The organism is Azospirillum sp. 11R-A (genome assembly GCF_049472615.1).
Taxonomy (GTDB): Bacteria; Pseudomonadota; Alphaproteobacteria; order Azospirillales; family Azospirillaceae; genus Azospirillum; species Azospirillum palustre.
The window spans coordinates 170-15,989 of sequence record NZ_JBCEBL010000017.1 but is presented as its reverse complement, the minus strand read 5'-3'; the positions used below and the strand labels follow the sequence as shown (position 1 = coordinate 15,989).

16 protein-coding genes are annotated in these 15,820 nt (G+C 66.9%); 6 read left to right on the top strand and 10 right to left on the bottom strand.

The annotated features are described in order from the left end of the window. Nucleotides 1–25: 25 nt before the first annotated feature. Both VH569_RS21355 and VH569_RS21350 read left to right on the top strand, forming a co-directional pair. Nucleotides 26–1,702 (top strand): methyl-accepting chemotaxis protein, encoded by a 1,677-nt coding sequence (locus tag VH569_RS21355; RefSeq protein ID WP_423317722.1) that lies wholly within the window; start codon nucleotides 26–28, stop codon nucleotides 1,700–1,702. A gap of 146 nt (nucleotides 1,703–1,848) precedes the next feature. After that, entirely contained in the window at nucleotides 1,849–2,976 is a 1,128-nt protein-coding gene (locus tag VH569_RS21350) for a malate/lactate/ureidoglycolate dehydrogenase (RefSeq protein ID WP_423317720.1), read from the top strand. 10 nt (nucleotides 2,977–2,986) lie between these two features. Here VH569_RS21350 and VH569_RS21345 read toward each other — a convergent pair whose 3' ends face one another. The 3 genes from VH569_RS21345 to VH569_RS21335 form a co-directional block, all read right to left on the bottom strand. Beyond that, nucleotides 2,987–3,418: a DUF1810 domain-containing protein gene (locus tag VH569_RS21345; protein WP_423317718.1), complete on the bottom strand. Its 432-nt coding sequence runs from the start codon at nucleotides 3,416–3,418 to the stop codon at nucleotides 2,987–2,989. 126 nt (nucleotides 3,419–3,544) lie between these two features. Further along, entirely contained in the window at nucleotides 3,545–4,690 is a 1,146-nt protein-coding gene (locus tag VH569_RS21340) for a hypothetical protein (RefSeq protein WP_423317716.1), read from the bottom strand. Nucleotides 4,691–4,698: 8 nt separating this feature from the next. Further along, nucleotides 4,699–5,952, bottom strand: a complete 1,254-nt coding sequence (locus VH569_RS21335) for a polysaccharide pyruvyl transferase family protein (protein ID WP_423317714.1) — start codon at nucleotides 5,950–5,952, stop codon at nucleotides 4,699–4,701. Between the two features lie 722 nt (nucleotides 5,953–6,674). On the opposite strand from VH569_RS21335, the gene rpoH reads away from it, so the two are divergent. Continuing rightward, the gene (gene rpoH / locus VH569_RS21330; RefSeq protein WP_423317713.1) at nucleotides 6,675–7,628 is read left to right on the top strand and encodes an RNA polymerase sigma factor RpoH; all 954 of its coding nucleotides are present in this window, start codon (nucleotides 6,675–6,677) and stop codon (nucleotides 7,626–7,628) included. 42 nt (nucleotides 7,629–7,670) lie between these two features. Here rpoH and VH569_RS21325 read toward each other — a convergent pair whose 3' ends face one another. Together VH569_RS21325 and VH569_RS21320 are read right to left on the bottom strand one after the other, a co-directional pair. Then, nucleotides 7,671–8,126 carry a hypothetical protein gene (locus VH569_RS21325; RefSeq protein WP_174474757.1) on the bottom strand — a complete coding sequence of 152 codons (456 nt, stop codon included), beginning with the start codon at nucleotides 8,124–8,126 and terminating at the stop codon, nucleotides 7,671–7,673. Nucleotides 8,127–8,269: 143 nt separating this feature from the next. Next, nucleotides 8,270–9,049, bottom strand: a complete 780-nt coding sequence (locus tag VH569_RS21320; protein WP_423317712.1) for a class I SAM-dependent methyltransferase — start codon at nucleotides 9,047–9,049, stop codon at nucleotides 8,270–8,272. A 548-nt stretch (nucleotides 9,050–9,597) separates the two neighbouring features. Between VH569_RS21320 and VH569_RS21315 the strand changes: the two genes are divergently transcribed. Genes VH569_RS21315 through VH569_RS21305 form a run of 3 tightly spaced genes read left to right on the top strand, consistent with a single transcriptional unit; the run spans nucleotide 9,598 to nucleotide 12,424 of the window. Next, nucleotides 9,598–10,911, top strand: a complete 1,314-nt coding sequence (locus VH569_RS21315) for an NAD(P)/FAD-dependent oxidoreductase (protein WP_423317710.1) — start codon at nucleotides 9,598–9,600, stop codon at nucleotides 10,909–10,911. Continuing rightward, on the top strand, nucleotides 10,860–11,642 hold the full coding sequence (locus tag VH569_RS21310) for a lysophospholipid acyltransferase family protein (RefSeq protein WP_423317708.1): 783 nt from the start codon (nucleotides 10,860–10,862) through the stop codon (nucleotides 11,640–11,642). Before VH569_RS21315 ends, VH569_RS21310 begins: the two co-directional genes overlap by 52 nt. Continuing rightward, the gene (locus tag VH569_RS21305) at nucleotides 11,639–12,424 is read left to right on the top strand and encodes a glycosyltransferase family 2 protein (RefSeq protein WP_423317706.1); all 786 of its coding nucleotides are present in this window, start codon (nucleotides 11,639–11,641) and stop codon (nucleotides 12,422–12,424) included. Before VH569_RS21310 ends, VH569_RS21305 begins: the two co-directional genes overlap by 4 nt. On the opposite strand, the gene fabG is transcribed toward VH569_RS21305, so the two are convergent. The 5 genes from fabG to VH569_RS21280 form a co-directional block, all read right to left on the bottom strand. Continuing rightward, complete coding sequence (fabG, locus tag VH569_RS21300) at nucleotides 12,405–13,124, bottom strand: 3-oxoacyl-ACP reductase FabG (protein ID WP_423317704.1); 720 nt, start codon at nucleotides 13,122–13,124, stop codon at nucleotides 12,405–12,407. The genes VH569_RS21305 and fabG overlap by 20 nt on opposite strands. Beyond that, on the bottom strand, nucleotides 13,121–13,570 hold the full coding sequence (locus VH569_RS21295) for a hypothetical protein (RefSeq protein WP_423317702.1): 450 nt from the start codon (nucleotides 13,568–13,570) through the stop codon (nucleotides 13,121–13,123). The genes fabG and VH569_RS21295 overlap by 4 nt, the downstream gene beginning before the upstream one ends. Then, complete coding sequence (locus tag VH569_RS21290) at nucleotides 13,561–14,373, bottom strand: beta-ketoacyl synthase chain length factor (RefSeq protein WP_423317700.1); 813 nt, start codon at nucleotides 14,371–14,373, stop codon at nucleotides 13,561–13,563. Before VH569_RS21290 ends, VH569_RS21295 begins: the two co-directional genes overlap by 10 nt. Further along, nucleotides 14,373–15,566, bottom strand: coding sequence for a beta-ketoacyl-[acyl-carrier-protein] synthase family protein (locus VH569_RS21285; protein WP_423317698.1), 1,194 nt, complete (start codon nucleotides 15,564–15,566; stop codon nucleotides 14,373–14,375). The genes VH569_RS21290 and VH569_RS21285 overlap by 1 nt, the downstream gene beginning before the upstream one ends. A 10-nt stretch (nucleotides 15,567–15,576) precedes the next feature. Then, nucleotides 15,577–15,820: hypothetical protein (locus VH569_RS21280; RefSeq protein ID WP_423317696.1), on the bottom strand; the 244-nt coding region annotated here is incomplete at its 5' end.

Genomic DNA, 15,820 nt, shown 5'->3' with positions numbered 1-15,820 from the left:
TGGATCAGGAGTAAGGAGAAGGGCGATGAAGCTCAAGATTGGTACGCGGCTCATGCTGCTGGTGTTCGGCGTGGCGCTGCTCAGCACGCTCGCCGGGGCCACCGTCCACCTGACGGGAACGCGCACGAACCTGATCGAGCAGCGCAAGGCCAAGGTCAAGGAGATGGTCGATGCGGCCGCGTCCGTCATCGCGCTCTATGGCGAGCAGGAGAAGTCCGGCAAGCTGCCGCGTGCTGAGGCGCAGGAGCGTGCCCGCGACGCCGTGCGCGCCATGCGTTATGGCAACGGCGAGTATTTCTTCGTCTACGACTATGCCGGGGTCAGTCTGGTCCATGGCCTGCGCCCGCAGGTCGAGGGCAAGAACCTGCTGAACCTGAAGGATCCCGACGGCGTCCCCTTCAACGTGCAGATGACAGAGGCGGCCAAGGCCGGCGGCGGTTTCGTCGCCTTCCGCCACAAGCGCAGCGACGATGCCGAGCCGACTCCGAAGATCGCTTATGCCGCCGGCTACCAGCCCTGGCAGTGGATGATCGGCACCGGCGTCTACACCGACGACGTCGATGCGGAATTCCGTGCCCGCATCTGGCGCGAGCTTGAGGTCTCGCTGCTGCTGCTGGCGATCAGCGTCGGCATCGGCATCTGGGTGTCGCGCGGGATGTCGCGTCCGCTGCTGGCGATCCGCGACGTGCTGGGCCGCATCGGCGGCGGCGACCTGACGGCTGCCGTGCCCCATGCCGACCGGCCCGACGAGATCGGCGACATGGCCCGCGCCGTCGCCGGCCTCGCCACCACATTGCAGGGTGCCCGCGACGAGAGCCAGCGCGCCGACCTGGAGCGTGCCGCCCGCGACCTTCAGCGCGAGCGCCTGTCCGTCCGTGCCGCCGAGTTCGCCCGCGCGATGGACGAGGTCGTGGCGACGCTCAGCACCACCACCGTGGCCCTGCACGAGCGCACCGCCGCCCTGACCAACGACGCCGCCAGCACGACCGACGAGGCGCATGCCGCCGCCGGAGCCGCGCAGGGTGCCTCCGACAGCGTCGAATCCGCCGCTCAGGCCAGCGAGGAGCTGCGCGGCTCCATCGCCGCGATCAGCCGTCAGGTGGAAAGCGCCGCCCAGACCGCGTCCCGCGCGGTGACGGAGACCTCCAACACCACCGGGATCGTCACCGGCCTCGCGTCGGCCGCCGAGCAGATCGGCGCGGTGGTGGAGCTGATCAACTCGATCGCCGGTCAGACCAACCTGCTGGCGCTCAACGCCACCATCGAGGCGGCCCGCGCCGGCGAGGCCGGCAAGGGCTTCGCCGTGGTGGCGAGCGAGGTGAAGAGCCTCGCCACCCAGACGGCGAAGGCCACCGAGGACATCCAGTCGCAGGTCGGCGCGATCCGGGCGGCGACCGCGAACGCCATCGGCGCCATCGAAAGCATCGCCAGCCTGATCACCAACCTCAGCGCGCTGAACGGCGAGGTGGCGTCGGCCGTGCAACAGCAGGAGGCGGCGACCCACCAGATCTTCGCCAACGCCCGCGCCGCCGCCGACAACTCCCGCCGCGTCACCAGCAGCGTCGGTTCGCTGTCGTCCACCATGACCACCACCAGCGAGCGGATGCGCCTCGTCTCCACCAGCGTCGAGAGCGTCTCGGGGCAGTCCGAGCGGCTGAAGGACGAAGTCCGGCGCTTCGTGGCGGAGGTCAACGCCGCCTGACCGGGGGCTGCCTGATCGGCTGAAGCGGGGCGGATTTCCGGCGGCCCAGGCTGCCGGGATCCGCCCCTTGCTATTTCGGCAACAACTCAGCCCTTGCCCCGCCGCGGGACCGGCAACCAAATAGGGGCCATCGAACGGGAAGGCAGATGATGACGGAAACACAAAAGGATCCCTTCGCCGCGGCGGCGTCCTTCACTGCCGGCGTCTATGGCACCGGATTGCGGCCGGTCCGGGCGGAGCGGCTGGCGGAGGCTGCGCGGCGTCTGCTGCAAGCGGCGGGAAGCGAGGCTTCGGAAGCGGCCATCGTCGCCGACCATCTGGTCGAGGCCAATCTGCGCGGGCACGACAGCCACGGTGTCGGCATGCTGGCGATGTACATGCCGGCGATTGCCGCCGGGCTGCTGCGTCCCAACCGGCATGCGGCGGTAATCGGCCGCTCCGGCCCCTTCCTGGCGGTCGGCGGCGACAGCGGCTATGGGCAGGTGATCGCGCGCGAGGCAACGGAGCTTGCCATCGAACAGGCGCGGCAGGACGGGCTGGCCGTGCTGTCACTGCGCGATAGCCACCATATCGGCCGCGTCGGCTCCTATGGCGAGCAGTGCAGCGGTGCCGGGATGGTCATGCTCGCCTTCGTCAACGTCGTCACCCGCCCGGCGGTGGCGCCGCATGACGGCACCCGGCCGCGGCTGGGCACCAACCCGATCTGCATCGCGGTTCCGGCCACGCAGGCGACACCGGCCTTGATCCTGGATTTCGCCACCAGCGCCGTTGCCGTCGGCAAATGCCGCGTCGCCATGGGCAAGGGGCAGGAGATGGCGCCGGGCCTGCTGCTCGACCCGCAGGGCGACCCCACGCGCGATCCCGGCGTGATGTTCCAGGACCCGTCGGGCGCCCTGCTGCCGCTGGGCGGGCACAAGGGATTCGGGCTGGCGCTGATGTGCGACGTGCTGGCGGGGGCGCTGGCCTCGGCGATGCCGGGGACGCCGTCCCACCAGGATTCCGGCCGAGTGATGAACAACATGTTCGCCATCGTCTTCGACCCGGCGCGCGGCGGCAACGCGCAATGGGCCGCCGATCTCGACGAACTGGTGGCCTATGTCCGCGACACGCCCACGGTGCCCGGAGCCGACGCTATCCAGATGCCGGGCGAGCCGGAAACCCGCACCCGCCGGCAGCGTCTGGCCGATGGCATCCCGCTGGACGGCGCCACGCTGGCGATGCTGGACAGTCTGGGGCGGGAGCGCGGGCTGGCGCTTGGTGACTTGCTGGCCTGACGGCCGGCTGTCAGGCCAGCAGCCTCGAGGTCGCGTCGTCCGGCTGGCCGTCGCAGAATCGGTCGAGTGCCTTGCGGTAGAGGTCACCCTCCTCTGCCGCCGCCTGGGCGAACAGGGTCATGGAGGAGCGGAACTTCAAATCGTCGGGCGAGCCGAAGATCTCATGAAGCGTCCGCCCCTGCACGGCCAGCACGGTCTCGGTCGCCTGCGCCAGCCGGCTGCCCAGGACGGGGTGCGCCAGATAGGCCCGCGCCTCGTCCAAACCGGCGATGCCGTAGAACCGGGCGGTGGGCGAGCGGCCGAGGTCGCGCAGCTGCGGGAAGATGAACCACATCCAATGGCTGCGTTTGCGGCCGTCGCGCAGCTCCGCCAGTACGGTCGCGTAGACCGGGTCCTGAGCCTCGACGAAGCGCTGGAGATCGAAGGGATCGCTGTCCGGCATGGCGCCGCTCCTCGTTCCTGGGTCCATGCCGAGACATCGGTCGCAGGCCGGCGCTTCGCAACGGTTGTTTGTCAGGTCATAGGGTCCGGCCGCTCTGAGCGCGGCATCCTTACCGCTGCCGGACGATCAGCCTCCGTCGAACTCCACCCGCATGCGGACGAGGTCGCGGTTCCAGGTGATCCTGCATTTGTCGAGGTTCAGCCGCGTCATGTAGACATAGGCGGTCTTGCCGACATCCTCGAAATTGCGGCTCTGGCTGTCCGGGTCGAGCAGAGCCGGATAGTCGAAGGCCGCCGCATCGCCGCAGCCGTAGCGGAACAGCAGGGGGGCGGCCCACAGAAGCTCCGGTTTCGACCAATTGACCAGATCGGGGGAGGTGATGGTCCAGATGCCGGTGCGGCCGTCGCGGGTCATCGCCACGGTGGCGATGAACAGGCCGCTGGCACGGTGGCGGACGATGCTGCGCACGGTGCCCTGCAAAATATTGGGGGCGACCGGCGCGCAGACATGGTTTTCCGGCGCGTCGCCGCTCTGACCGTCGCGGACGAAGCGGACGGAATAGGATTTGCCGTCCCACCCGCGCCAGCTCTGCGGATCGGCGAGGTTGTCGGTGCGCATCAGGCAGGCGCCGCGCTGTTGCGCGCCGAATCGCTCGGCCCACAGGAAGGCGTACCAGTGATCGCCGTTGCGGACGATGTTGCTGGGCGCGAAATAGCCGGTGCGCTGGCCGACATCGCCGCTGTAGGGATAGGGCAGCGTCGCGACGGTGTGGTTGGGCGGGGCGGCGCTCAGCCGGAAGCTGGCCCCGCCGTCGCTGGAGACCGCCGCGGTGATGCTGTTGCGCCAGCAGCGCATGTACTCGCCGGAGGGGCAAAGCGCCCGCCGCTTCTGCGCATGGAATTCGTTGCTGACCAGGGCGAAGACCGTGCTGCCGTCCGGCGTGTAGAAGGACGAAATCCAGCTGCGGTCGTCATGCAGGCGCGGATCGTCCTGCCCATGGCCCTGGAAGATCACCGCACAGTTGGGCCGCACGGCATCCAGCGACGGGCCGGTCAGCGCCCGCGCGGTGGAATGCGAGGCGATCAGATGCACCGTGCCGCCGGCATCCCGGAAGGCGCGCGCCGGGGTGTCCGGCGCGTCGCTTTCGGCACAGGCGTCGCGTTGCCAGGAGGTGACCGTTTCCGGTTCCCCTGTCTTCCTCATGGTCAATGCGTTGACCTGTGCGGCGACCATGCCCAGCGTGAGCGCCAGCGCTGCGGTCCGGCGGAGCATGGCGGCCTTCACTTGCCGTTCGCGATGGACTTCAGGAAGGGTGCCGGCTGAAGCCGGTTGGCAACCAGGAAGTCCAGGTAACGGGCTGCCGACTCCGCACGGTGGCGGTCGTAGGCGTCCGGGTCGAAATTGATCAGCGTTTTCAGGCGGCTGCGGGTCAACGGCATCGTCAGGTCGGCGGCGTCGGCATAGGGCACGCCGGTGTTCTCGCAAAGCTCGCGCGTGCGGGAATCGATGGTGACCGTCAGGCCCATCCGTTCCGCCTGGATCGCCAGGGCGACGCCGTGATAGCGGCAGCCGATGGTCAGATCCTGCTGGCGCAGAGTGTCCATCCAGGCCGGCACGTCATAGTAGGAGCGCATATAGTTCCGGCACCACGCCTTGAACTCCTCGAAGGAGTAATGCGGCACGGTGTGGCGGTGGATTTCCTTCAGCGCATGCGGATCGATGCTGTCGAACAGCCCGCGCGAGGCACGGATCATCTCGCCCATCGACTGGACGATGTACTGGCCGGGGGCGATGGGGTCCATCATCAGGGCGATCAGCTGGTGCTCGATTTCCCGCGTCTTAACCCAGGCCTGATGGCCGCCGGCCACGGTGATCGAGCGCGGCAGGTCGAGAGCCGACCAGTTCGCATGGATCTTCCGGCCGAGGCCCGGCGCCTGGTTGAGGAAATGCGACGGGCAGCCGCCGGGCAGCGATCCCGCGATGCCCAGCTTGTCCAGCTGTGCAGTGGTGTAGGCGCCGCGGGTGTAGATGTTGGGCGAGGTCGCGGAGGACGGGTTGGAGGCTGCGATCACCTGCGCCCAACGCAGCGTGCCGGGGCTGAGTTCGATATCATGCTCGTAGCTGTTCGCCTGGGCGCCGAGGCCGATGGCGACGACGGGAAGCCCGGATTTCTCCAGATTCTCCGCCATCTGGCCGTAATCGGTGTGGCGGCCCAGCTGGTTGGCGCAGGGAATGACGATGATGTCGGCGTTGTTCCGCAGCGTCTCCGCCGACGAGCCCCAGCTGAAATGCTTCACCGGGTTGGTGATGTGGCTGCAGATCGAATGCACGAAGGCGAGGTTGCCGTTGTTGTGCCCGATTCCGTTGTACAGGTCGTCGAAGGGGGCGTTCGAATAGAGGCCGAGATTCGGCGTCTTCCACAGCACCGCGACGCGCAGAGGCTGGGACGGCGCATGGCCGGAAATCCGTTCAGACGTCTGGCCGGAATTGTGCGGCCGGTCGACAGGGGTGTCGATCACGATGTCTTCAAGCATGTCGGCTCTAGCCTCGGGTCGGTGGATGCTGGAAACAGGCTGACGGTAAGCGCAGAAGAGGTAAGACTGCAAGTGACAACCTAAAAATAACACGGCTTGATCATTGGAAGACAATGTTTAGACTTTCTAACAAAATCTCATGCGGGATTTTATTTTGTATGATTTGAACGACGATCGGTTGATCGTCTTATGAAGGTCCATCGAAATTCGAAAGGTCATCGATATTGCGGCAGGGGGGTTGAAAGCTGCGGTGGCGTGTCCCATTTCCGGAAGCGTTCCGCCGAGACAGGCGCGGGAACCAAGCTTCAGTTGGGGTGCCAGGAAAATTCGCCTGGGCGCCCCTTTTATGCGTTGTGAAAATTCCTATATAGTATCTGTTGCGCCGCTGATGGCGCCGGCTCCGACAGAATGGCTTTCGCCCCGATGATCCTTAAGTTTCCCCCGGTTCGGTCGCGCTGATCGCGTGGCCCTGCCGTTCCTCTCCGGCCCTCGTGGCGTGCCGGCTGCTGCGACCTCCTTCCCCGGTCGCGGCGCCCCCGCGGGGCTGGAGAGGACCTCTCTCTGACCGTTCCAGCACCGAGACCCGGTGCACGCCGTCCGGCAGCGTCGAATGCCGGTAACGCAACGAACCAAAAATCGACCTTTCAACAGGACCGACCCGAACAACGCCGGGGCCTTTGCCCGTGGCGCCGCTCCCGTCGGATGGGAGAAAAAGAGACACCATGCAGCGAAATGCTGAAACCCGCACGACCCAGACCACCGTACAAGCCATCGCCCAAACCCGTCCTGCCGAACCCCGCTCCGCCGAGCCGATGCAGCTCTATCTCCAGGATGCCCGCAAGTATCAGTATCTGACGCCTGAACAGGAACATGATCTGGCGGTCCGCTGGCACGACAACCAGGAGCCGGCGGCCCTCGACAAGCTGGTCGGCAGCCATTTGCGGCTCGTCGTCAAGATGGCGCGCGGCTATCTCGGCTATGGCCTGCCGCTGTCCGATCTGGTGGCGGAGGGCAATGTCGGCGTCATGCAGGCGGCGCAGAAGTTCGATCCCGGCAAGGGGTTCCGCTTCGCCACCTATGCCTCGTGGTGGGTGCGTGCCGCTATCCAGGAGTATGTCCTGCACAACTGGTCGCTGGTGAAGATCGGCACCACCGCCGGGCAGAAGAAGCTGTTCTTCAGCCTGCGCCGTCTGAAGGCACGGATGCAGGAGTTGGAGAGCGGCGACCTGTCGCCGGAAGCGGTGGAGAGCATCGCCACCGAACTGAACGTGTCGAAGGCCGAGGTGGTGGAGATGAACCGCCGCCTGGGCAACGACCGCTCGCTGAATGTCGGCCTGTCGGAGGATGGCGATGCCGAGTGGCAGGACCTGCTGGCCGATGACCGTCCGGACCAGGAGACGACCCTGGCCGATTCCGAGGAGCGCCGCCGGCGCCAGCAGTTCCTGAAGCTCGGGCTGGGCGTGCTGGACGACCGCGAGCGCAAGATCCTGATCGCCCGCCGCCTGCGCGACGAGCCGCTGACACTGGAGGAACTGAGCCAGACCTTCCACGTCTCGCGCGAGCGCGTGCGCCAGTTGGAGGTGCGTGCCTTCGAGAAGCTCCAGAAGGCGGTGATCGCCACCGCCAAGACGGAGAAGGTGACGATGGAAAAGAACCGCCTTCTGATCGATGCCTGAGCGGGGTGGGGCCGCCCCCGCTTTGGCCCGCCGGCGGCGGCTTTACGTGTCCAGGCAACCGCCCTTCGGCGCGACGGTGATGCGGATCAGCTCCGACCCGCCGCCGCCGAAGACGTTGCCGCCGGTGTAGGTCAGGCAGCCTTCGTTGCGGTAGATGACCTGAAGCCGCTGGGCGTCATTGCCGAAATAGAACGGGATCCAGCGCTTGCCGGTCTCGTGCCGGATCATGTTGTCGGGCGCGCCGATCAGTGTGGAGACCTCCTCCATCGTCATGCCGATCTGCAATTTTGCGAAACGGCTGCCGGGGGCGGGGGTGCCGATCACCTCGCCCTCATAGCGCCCGTCGCGCGACTTCACCATTCTTCCCCCCGGCGTCGACGGTGCGGCCGAGGCGGTGGCGCCTGTCCCGTCGCCGGTCGCCGCACCCTGTTGTTGCCCGGCACAGCCGACCAGCAAAGCCGCCACCGACAATGCCGCCCAAGTCGTTTTACCCAGCATGTCTTCCCTCACCGAATCTGTTCTGGTTGTTGCCCTGTAGGGACAACTATGAGTGCGATAACCCGATGAAGGCATCGGCAAAGGCGGGTGAAGAACCCCTAAGAGGGGTAGTAACAACAGGCGGATCACCGCCTGTCAGCCCTTCACGCCGTGGCTTCGGCTTGGCGCTTGCCGGTATAGTTCTTGAACAGGTCATAATCGGTGTCACAGCGTACCTGCGCCAGCCCGGCCGCCGCCATCGCGGCGGTGATGACCTCCGGTTCCACGCAGCGGTCGATCGTCTCCCAATAATAGCGCATCAGCGTCCGTCCGCTCTCGCCGCCACCGCTGAGGCGCGAGACTGCCGGCACCACCATGCCGAGATAGGCGTTCATCAGGTGCCGGGTGACCGGGCGGCGCGGCCGGCCGATCTCCATCACCAGCACGGTCCCGCCCGGACGCAGCACGCGGCGGAACTCGCGGAAGGTGGCGGTCAGGTCGCCGACATGGCGCAACGCATAGCCGATGGTGACGAGGTCCACACTGCCATCGGCCAGCGGCAGGGCATCGGCCACGCCCTGGATCAGTGGGATGGGAAGGCTGCGCCGTGCCTCCGCCAGCATCGCTTCGCTGAGATCCAGGCCGATGACATCGCCGGGATTGCCGCAGAGCGACACGGCCTCGCGCGCCACGAGACCGGTGCCGATGGCGACGTCCAGCACCCGCATGCCCGGCTGCAACCCTGCCCGCCGCAGGCATTGCGACCGGTACCAGGAACCGGACCCGAGCGCGAAGATGGCGTTGATGCGGTCGTAATGGTGGGCGGTGCGGTTGAACAGCCCGCGGACGAAGCGCTGCCGCTGCGTCCTGTCGCCGTAATAGGCGTCCAGAACGGGATGCGGTTCGACGGCGGTGCCGACGCGGGGCGTGGATTCGGTCGGCACGGCAGTGTTCTCCTTCGAAAGGGAGCGGGCCAATGGGCATTAGGGTCAGTCGAGAATGCCGCTCACCGCGCTGGTCCGGTTGTCCGACCGGTAAAGCGAGACGGTGAAGCCGCCGGCCTTGACCGACAGGTTGACGGTTCGCGTGTAAAGCATCCCCGGTTGAGTTGATTGTTTTCAGATCGTCGGCATCTTGTGGGTGCGGAACCCGGCAGGCAAGTGGGTTTCCATGTCACCAAATGGGTAACCAATCAAGACGGTTGCATTGGCTCAAGTGCATCGGTCGGATTGAACCGCGGCGTGCAGTGGATTTGAAATCAATCCGAAACATTGCTTGCCGGAATGTTGAGAACAGCAAGCGCTAATATCAGAGTCGAGCGGATATATCCTTTCGGCTAGTCCCCGGATAAAGGGCAGTGTCAGGGTTTTGTCCCTGGATTGCGCGGGATGGGCTGCGGTAAATTTTGGCGAGAGTGACCGGTCACAAAGCCAGAAACGGGTATCCACCTCGAACACCCCAATGCGGGACAAGCGGGAGAGCGGCAAAGCCCATGGTGTCGAACGGTTCCGATTACGATTGCGATGTCCTGGTGGTGGGTGGCGGACCGGCCGGTTCGTCCGCAGCTGCACTGCTGGCCGGAAAGGGCCATCGGGTGGTTCTGCTGGAAAAGGACCATCACCCGCGGTTCCACATCGGCGAATCCCTGCTTCCCTGCAACCTGCCTCTGCTGGAACGGCTGGGCGTGCTGGAGGAGGTCGAGCGGATCGGCATGCTGAAATATGGAGCGGAGTTCGTTTCGCCCTATCACGGCAAGGCCGTCACCTTCGACTTCGCCAATGCCTGGGACAAGACCAAGCCCTATGCCTTCCAGGTCCGGCGGTCGGAATTCGACCATATCCTGATCCGCAATGCCGCGGCGAAGGGGGCGACGGTCATCGAAGGCTGCAAGGTGACGGATGTCGATATCCGGGGAACGGAGGGCAGCACCGTCACCGCCCGGCAAGAGGACGGCACGACCCGCACCCTGCGCACGCGCTTTCTGGTCGATGCGTCTGGCCGCGAGACGCTGCTGGCGTCCCGCTTCGGCATCAAGCGGCGCAACGTCAAGCACAACAGTGCGGCGATGTTCGGCCATTTCACCGGCGCCAAGCGGTTGCCGGGCAAGGCCGAAGGCAACATCACCGTCTTCTGGTTCGACCATGGCTGGTTCTGGTTCATCCCGCTTGCGGACGGCACCACAAGCGTCGGGGCGGTCTGCTGGCCCTATTACTTCAAGACGCGCAAGACCGACCAGACCCGCTTCTTCCTCGACACCATCGCCCTGTGCCCGGCGCTGGCGGAGCGGCTGGAAGGGGCGGAACTGACCGGACCGGTGACGGGGACCGGCAACTTCTCCTATCAGGCCGACCGCATGTCGGGCCCCGGCTATGTCATGCTGGGCGACGCCTTCGCCTTCATCGATCCGGTCTTTTCCACCGGCGTCTATCTGGCGATGACCAGCGCCTTCGAAGGGGCCGAGGCGGTCGACGCCTGCCTGCGCGAACCGGTCCGTCAGGAACAGGTGCTGAAGCGTTTCGAGCAGACCGTCCGTCAGGGCATCGGCACCTTCTCCTGGTACATCTACCGGGTGACGACGCCGGCCCTGCGCAACCTGTTCATGGGACCACGCAATGTCTTCCGGGTGGAGGAGGCGTTGCTGTCGCTTCTGGCCGGCGACGTCTTCCGCCCGTCGCCGATCAAGGCGCGGCTGAAGATATTCAAGGCGATCTACTACATGAACGCCCTGCTGGACTTGAAAAGGAACTACATGGCATGGCGGAAACGGCGGCAGAACGTGCGCACCCCCGTGGGCGACGCGGTCTAGGCATTCTCGGCGCGGTCCGGCGGGCCTGGGACTATCCCCTGTTCTACGGCCTGCTGTTCCTGTTCGGCCTGATGTCGCTGGCCTGGAGCCTGACGGCGGCGCTGATCAACCCGCTTCTGCCGCGGCGGATCGCCGGTCCGCTCGGGCGGCAGGCGATCAGGACGGGATTCGGCCTCTATCTCGACACGCTGCGGGCCTGCGGGGTGCTGAGGACCGACCTGTCGGCGCTGGATTCGCTGAAGGATGATGGCGGCCTGCTGATCTGCCCGAACCATCCGTCGATCCTGGATGCCGTGCTGCTGATCTCGCGGATGCCGGACCTCGTCTGCATCGCCAAGGCCCCGGTTTACGACAGCCTCCTCTTCGGCGGCGGGGCGCGGATGGCCGGTTACATCCGCAACGACGCGCCGAACTCGCTGATCAAGATGGCGGCGCAGCGTGTGCGCGCCGGCCATCAACTGCTGATCTTTCCCGAAGGCACGCGGACGGAGCGGGCGCCGGTCAACCCGCTGAAGGGCGGCTTCGCGCTGATCGCCAAAACGGCGGGCGTGCCGGTGCAGACCGTGTTCATCGAGGCCAACACCAACTTCCTCGGCAAGGGCTGGCCGTTGTTCCGCAAGCCGGAGTTCCCGCTGGTCTACACCGTCCGCCTCGGCCGCCGCTTCGATCCGCCGACCGATGTGCGCCAACTGGTCGGGGATGTGGAACGCCATTACAGGGCAGAGCTTTGATCACCGACGCCTCCACCAGCCATCTTGTCCTGATCCCCAGCTACAACACCGGGCCGAAGCTGTTCGAGACGGTGCGGGCGGCCCGCGCGCATTGGGCGCCGGTCTGGGTCGTCGTCGACGGCAGCACCGACGGCACCGGCGAAAAGCTGCGGGCGATGGCCGCGGACGATCCGCATCTGCGCGTGCTGGAACTGCCGGTCAACCGCGGCAAGGGGGCCGCCGTGCTGCATGGGCTGGAGGAGGCGGAGCGCTGCGGCTTCACCCATGCGCTGACCATGGATGCCGACGGCCAGCACCCGGCCGACCGCATCCCGCAGTTCCAGGGCGTGTCGCTGGCCAACCCCGATGCGCTGGTGCTGGGCCGGCCGGTGTTCGACGCCGGGGCGCCGCGGCTGCGCGTCGGCGGTCGCAAGATCTCCAACTGGTGGGCCAATCTGGAGACCCTGTGGGGTGGGATCGGCGACTCCCTGTTCGGCTTCCGGGTTTATCCGATCAAGCCCCTGCGCGCGGTGATGCGGCGCAATCCGTGGATGCGGCGCTTCGACTTCGATCCGGAGGCGGCTGTGCGGCTGTGCTGGGCCGGCCTGCCGACCATCAATGTCCCGGCCCCCGTCCGCTATTTCAAGGCGGAGGAGGGCGGCGTCTCCCACTTCAAGTATGTCCGCGACAATGCCTTGCTGACCTGGATGCACACGCGGCTGATGCTGGGCTTCATCGGCCGGCTGCCGATGCTGGCGGTCCGGCGGGTGCGGTCCCGGCCGATCAGATCATTCCTCCGTTGATCGACACGATCTGGCCGGAGATGTAGGCGGCGCGGTCGGAAGCCAGGAAGGCGACGAGGTCCGCCACCTCCTCCGGCCGGCCGGCGCGCTTCATCGGCACCATCCGCTTGACCATGTCGGCATCGAAGGCGGCGTCGGCCATGGGCGAGGCGATGATGCCCGGCGCCACCGCGTTGACGGTGATGCCGCGCGGCGCCAGTTCCAGCGCCAGCGACTTGGTTGCGCCATGCAACCCGGCCTTGGCGGCGGCATAATTGGTCTGGCCGCGGTTGCCGGCGATGGCCGCCACCGACGACACCGTGACGATCCGGCCCCAGCGCGTGCCGATCATCGGCATCAGCAGCGGTTGCGTCACGTTGAAGAAGCCGTTCAGCGACACGTCGATGACGCGGCCCCACTGTTCCCGCCGCATTGCCGGCATCACCGCGTCGTCGTGAATGCCGGCATTGTTGACCAGGATCTGGATGGGGCCGGATTCCAGCACCTGTTCCAATGCTTCGCCGGTGGCATCGACGTCGGTGACGTCGAAGGCGACCGCTTGCGCCGATCCGCCGGACGCGGCGATCTCCGCCGTCAGCGCTTCGGCGCGGGCGATGGAACCGTTGGCGTGGACCAGCACATGATTGCCATCGGCGGCCAGCGCCTTGCAGATGGCGGCGCCCAGCGCCCCACTGCCGCCCGTGACGAGTGCGCGTTTCATGCCGCCCCCAAATCCGTGACGCCGGCGTCGATCACCACAGCCGCCCGGCCGCTCAGCAACTCGCGGTCGCCGGCCGTGATGGAGAAGGCGTAGATCACGCGGCTGCCCTCGCCGGTCAGGTTCTCGGCGTCGATGACCAGATCCTCCGCGATGTCGTCGAGCCGTGCGACCTGACAGGACAGGTCGCGCAGGCTGGCGAGATAGCCCGCGGCGGGACGCCCGCCGTCGGCGGTCAGCCCGCCATGCACCGCCATCGCCTGGGACGCGTATTCGACTCCGCACAGCGCGGCGAGCCGCCCGGCGTGGCGCAGCGGATTGTCCACGGCACGGTGGCTGCGGGCGATGCAGCGGATGCGGCTGCGGTCCCAGGACAGCACGCCGTCGAGCAGGCACATGGTCCCGGCATGCGGGATCAGGGAGGCCAGTTCCGCATGGCTCAGCAACATGGCGCGCCCACCCAGATGGTCACCCGTCCGCCCGGCGGCAGGTCGAGCACGACCGCTTCCGGCGCACCGCCTGCACTGACCCGCGCAAGGGCAGCCAGCAGCGGCAGGGAGCGGGCGGTCGGGTTGCCTGTGCGCAGTGCCTCCAATCCGATATCGACCATGCGGCTGACCGGCTCGTCCCCGCGCGACAGCTCGATGTCCAGGCTGGCGAGGCAGTGCCCGGTCGGCTGCGGTGTCAGGACCAGGGCCGTGCCGAAGGCCCCGGCGATAGGGCGGACCTTGCTCAGCGGCCCCGGATAGGGGAGGTCGTAGGCGATCAGCGTGACGGTCCAGCCGTCGCTCGAAACCTCCGCCGCCGCTTCCAGCAGGCCGGTCTGGAAACTCTCGTCATGGGCGGACAGGCTGGTGGAGGGCTCACGGCAGCGGGTGGCGATGCTCCAGTAGCCGGCCGGTGCATTGTGGACGGAGTTGTGGAAGCGCGTCGGCGAGATGTCGCGCTCCTCCGACGCCAGAGAGTCCAGGATCTGGTGCAGCGTGTCGGGATCGCCACTGGAGGAGGTGAAAACGGTAGCGACGGTGGCTGCATCGCGTCCGGCCTGTGCCAGCGCCTCGGCCCCCACCGCCATGGCGAGCTTCACTGTCGGCACGCTGCGGCGCCGTTCGGCAGGTGGCAGGAGCGGGCTGGCGGTCAGCACGGCCGGCGCGGCCACATAGGCAGCCTCGCCGGTCAGGATCGCACGCGATTGCTCCCAGCCGGGAAGTCCCGGACCGAGCAGGCCGATCCCCTCGACATAGGCGCGCATCAGGCCGCCCACCCGAAGATCAGGCTGCTGTTGCTGCCGCCGAAGCCGAAGGAGTTGGTCATCACGCGGTCCAGTCGGCCCTGTTCATTGGCTTGCAGATAGCGGCTGCGTAGGGCAGGGTCGAGGGTCAAAGTTTGCGGGCTGCCGGGGATCAATCCGGTGCGGAGCGCCAGCACGCTGATGATCGCCTCGACGATGCCGGCGGCCCCCAGCGTGTGGCCGGTGTAGCCCTTGGTCGAACTGACCGGGGTGCGGGTGCCGAGCAGACCGGTGATCGCCTGATCCTCCGCCGCGTCGCCATAGGTGGTGGCGGTGCCGTGCAGGTTGACATAGTCGATGTCGGCCGGGAGCAGACCGGCGCTGGTCAGCGCCCGCTCCATCGCCAGCCGGGCGCCCAGCCCTTCCGGATGGGGGGTCGACATGTGGTGCGCATCGTTGCTTTCGCCGGCGCCCAGCAGATGGATGGTGCCGGGGCTTGGGTTGGCAGCGGCACGCTCCAGCAGGGCGAAACCGGCGGCCTCGCCCAGCGAGACACCGCCGCGGTCCGCATCGAACGGCCGGCAGGGGGTGGGGGAAACCAGTTCCAGTGAGTGGAAGCCGTAGAGCGTCGTCAGGCACAGGCTGTCGGCACCGCCGACCACCGCCGCATCGCACAGGCCGGCAGCGATCATGCGGGCGGCGTTGGCGAAAACCTTTGATGTGGTGGCGCAGGCGGAGGAAACCACGAAGGCCGGTCCCGTCAACCCCAGGCGCAGGCGGACGAAATCGGCCAGCGAACCGGTGCTGTGGGTGGTGGCAAAGCTGAAGGCAGATGGCAGGGCTCCGGTCTGCGGATCGCGCGCCCGGAAGGCCTGCTCGGCCGACAGGATGCCGGAGGTGCTGGTGCCCAGGAACACACCGATCCGGTCGGCGCCATAGCGCTCGCGGGCGTCGGCGACAGCCGCGGCGAAACCGTCCGTATGCAGAGCCATCTCGGCCAGCCGGTTGTTGCGGCAGTCGAAATCGGCGAGATCGTCCGGAATGCGGGTATCCTCCACCCCGGCGACCTCGCCGATGTGCGTGTCCAGTGTAGCCGTCTCGAACCTGCAAGGTTTCAGGCCACCACGGCCGGTGAGCAGAGCATCCAGGGTTGCATCCTGGCCAGCGCCGAGGCTGCTGACGATGCTCATATGGCTTAGGGAAAGTGGCTGCACGATAGACTTCTTATGAATTTTGGACGGTGTCGGCGGTCGGTTGCGGTTTCATTGTCGATGGAATGCTAACACCGGCTGAATCATGCAAGGAAGGGCAAATTTGGACTGAGACTTTGCTTTGCCGGGCTATGAACAAGGTGTTGGCAAAGGGTGTTCCCTGGCTCATCGGCAGAGCCTCGGTTGCGAATCCAAGGCTGCTCAGCAATTCCGACCACTCCGCCGCCGGGCGGTAGGTCAGCGGCTGGCGCCAGCCG